At 76.8% G+C, this 2,368-nt stretch carries 2 protein-coding genes; both read right to left on the bottom strand.

Annotated features, from left to right (window positions below; all coding sequences use genetic code 11):
- On the bottom strand, positions 1–1,182 hold a 1,182-nt coding region (gene murC / locus A6V29_RS05265; RefSeq protein WP_249933036.1), incomplete at its 3' end, for a UDP-N-acetylmuramate--L-alanine ligase.
- Positions 1,169–2,314, bottom strand: coding sequence for an undecaprenyldiphospho-muramoylpentapeptide beta-N-acetylglucosaminyltransferase (gene murG / locus A6V29_RS05260; RefSeq protein ID WP_249933035.1), 1,146 nt, complete (start codon positions 2,312–2,314; stop codon positions 1,169–1,171). The genes murG and murC, both read right to left, overlap by 14 nt.
- Positions 2,315–2,368 lie beyond the last annotated feature (54 nt).

The raw sequence follows: 2,368 nt of genomic DNA, 5'->3' as shown, positions 1-2,368 counted from the left end.
GTCGTCGGCCAGCCCCAGCGCCTCGCCGAACCCCTCGGCGAACTCCTGCGTGCGGCTGTACAGGTGCGGCTGGAAGGCCACCACCAGCCGACCGTCGCCGGCGACCGCCCGCGCGGCGCGCAGCTGCGCGCGGACCTCGGTCGGGTGGTGCGCGTAGTCGTCGTAGACGCGCACGCCGCCGGCCACGCCCTTGAGCTCGAACCTGCGGTGCACGCCGCCGAACCGGGCCAGGCCGTCGATCAGCTCGGCCGCCGGCAGTCCGAGCTCGAGCCCCGCCAGCAGGGCCGCCGCGCTGTTGAGCGCCATGTGCTCCCCCGGCACCCGGATGCGGACCCGGCCGAGCTCCGCCCCGTCGAGGACGGCGGTGTAGCTGGTCACCTCGCTGCCGACGTCCAGGTCGGCCAGGCGCAGGTCGGCGTCGCCGGCCCGCCCGTAGGTGCGCAGGCGGGCCGGGGTCGGCACGCCGCGCAACCGGGCCGCGCCCGGGTCGTCGGCGCAGACCACGACGAAGCCCGCGGGGTCGACGGTCTGGAGGAACCTGTCGAAGGCGGCCTCGACCGCGGCGAGGTCGCCGTAGTTGTCCAGGTGGTCGGCCTCGATGTTGGTGACGATCGCGCCGAAGGGTGCCAGCAGCAGGAAGGAGCCGTCGCTCTCGTCGGCCTCGGCGACGAACACGTCGCCCTCCCCGGCGTGGGCGTTGCTGCCCGACTCGTTGAGGTCGCCGCCGATGGCGAAGGACGGGTCGACGCCGCACGCCTGCACCGCGACGGTGAGCATCGAGGTGGTCGACGTCTTGCCGTGCGTGCCGGCCACCGCGACGCTGCGCCGCCCGGCCATCACCGACGCGAGCGCGACCGCCCGGGGCAGTACCCGCAGGCCGCGGGACCGCGCCGCGGCGAGCTCCGGGTTGTCCGCGCGGATGGCGGTGGAGACCACGACGGTGTCGGCGTCGCCGAGGTGCGCGGCGTCGTGCCCGAGGAAGACGTCGGCCCCCAGCGCGCGCAGCGCGAGCAGCGTGGGGGTGTCCCGGCGGTCGCTGCCGGAGACGCGCACGCCGCGGGCGAGCAGGATGCGGGCGATCCCGCTCATCCCGGCACCCCCGATGCCCACGAAGTGCACGGCGCCGAGCTCCTCGGGCGTCGGGACCGGCCCCGACCAGGCGGCGACGTCAGCGGCGCTCATGGCCACCTCCTGCCACCTCGAGCACCATGTCCGCGAGCCGCTCGTCGGCGTCGGGCACCCCGGCTGCGGCCGCGTGCTCCGCGTAGCCGGCCAGGGCGGCCGGGTCGGTGAGCAGGGGCACCAGGTGCTCGGCGATCCACGACGGCGTCAGCTCCGCGTCCTCCACCAGCAGGCCGCCGCCCGCCTCCACGACGGGCAGCGCGTTGCGGCGCTGCTCGCCGTTCCCGATCGGCAGCGGGACGAACGCCGCCGGGAGACCCACGGCGGAGAGCTCGGCGACGGTCACCGCCCCCGCGCGGCAGAGCGCGAAGTCGGCGGCGGCGTAGGCGAGGTCCATGCGGTCCAGGTAGTCCACGACGATGTAGGGCGGGGAGGTCGCCGCTCGGGCCGGCACCTCGACGTCGGTGTTCTTCGGGCCGCGGGCGTGCAGCACCTGGATACCGGCCGCGGTGAGCGCATCGGCCGCACCGACGGCGGCGCGGTTCAGCGTGGCCGCCCCCTGGGAGCCGCCGAACACCAGCAGCGTGGGCCGGTCGGGGTCCAGGCCGAAGGTGTCCCGTGCCTCGGCCCGCAGGGCGGACCTGTCCAGGGTGCTGATGGCGGTGCGCAGGGGCATGCCCACGTGCTCCCCGCCGCGCAGCGGCGTACCCGGGGTGGTGACGGCGACCCGCGCGGCCAGCCGGGCGCCGATCCGGTTGGCGAGGCCGGGCAGCGGGTTCTGCTCGTGCACGACTATCGGTACCCCCGCCCGCCCCCTGGTGCGCCGGGCCGCGAGGTAGACAGGGAGGGCCACGTAGCCACCGAAGCCCACGACGACGTCGGCGTCCAGTTCCGCGAGCAGTTCCCGGGTGCGGGCGACCGCGCGCCGCACCCGGCCGGGGACCCGGAGCAGGTCGGGGGTGGGCTTGCGGGGCAGGGGCACCGGCGGGATCAGCCGCAGCTCGTATCCCCGGGCCGGCACGAGCCGCGTCTCCAGGCCGCGTTCGGTGCCCAGGCAGGTGATCCGCAGCCCACCCGCGGGCTCGGGACGGCGGCGCAGGGCGTCGGCCAGCGCGAGCATCGGCTCGATGTGCCCCGCGGTGCCGCCGCCGGCGAGGACGACCGACAGCGGCCGCGAGTCCGGAGCGCTCACCGGGCTCCCCCGGGACGGTGGGTGGGGTTCGCCCGGGGGCTGTCCGGGCGCGCG

This window comes from Blastococcus sp. CCUG 61487, assembly GCF_005222955.1.
In the GTDB taxonomy this organism is placed as follows: Bacteria; Actinomycetota; Actinomycetes; order Mycobacteriales; family Geodermatophilaceae; genus Blastococcus.
Note: the sequence above shows the minus strand (reverse complement) of the source record. Positions and strands in the feature narration are given on the sequence as shown.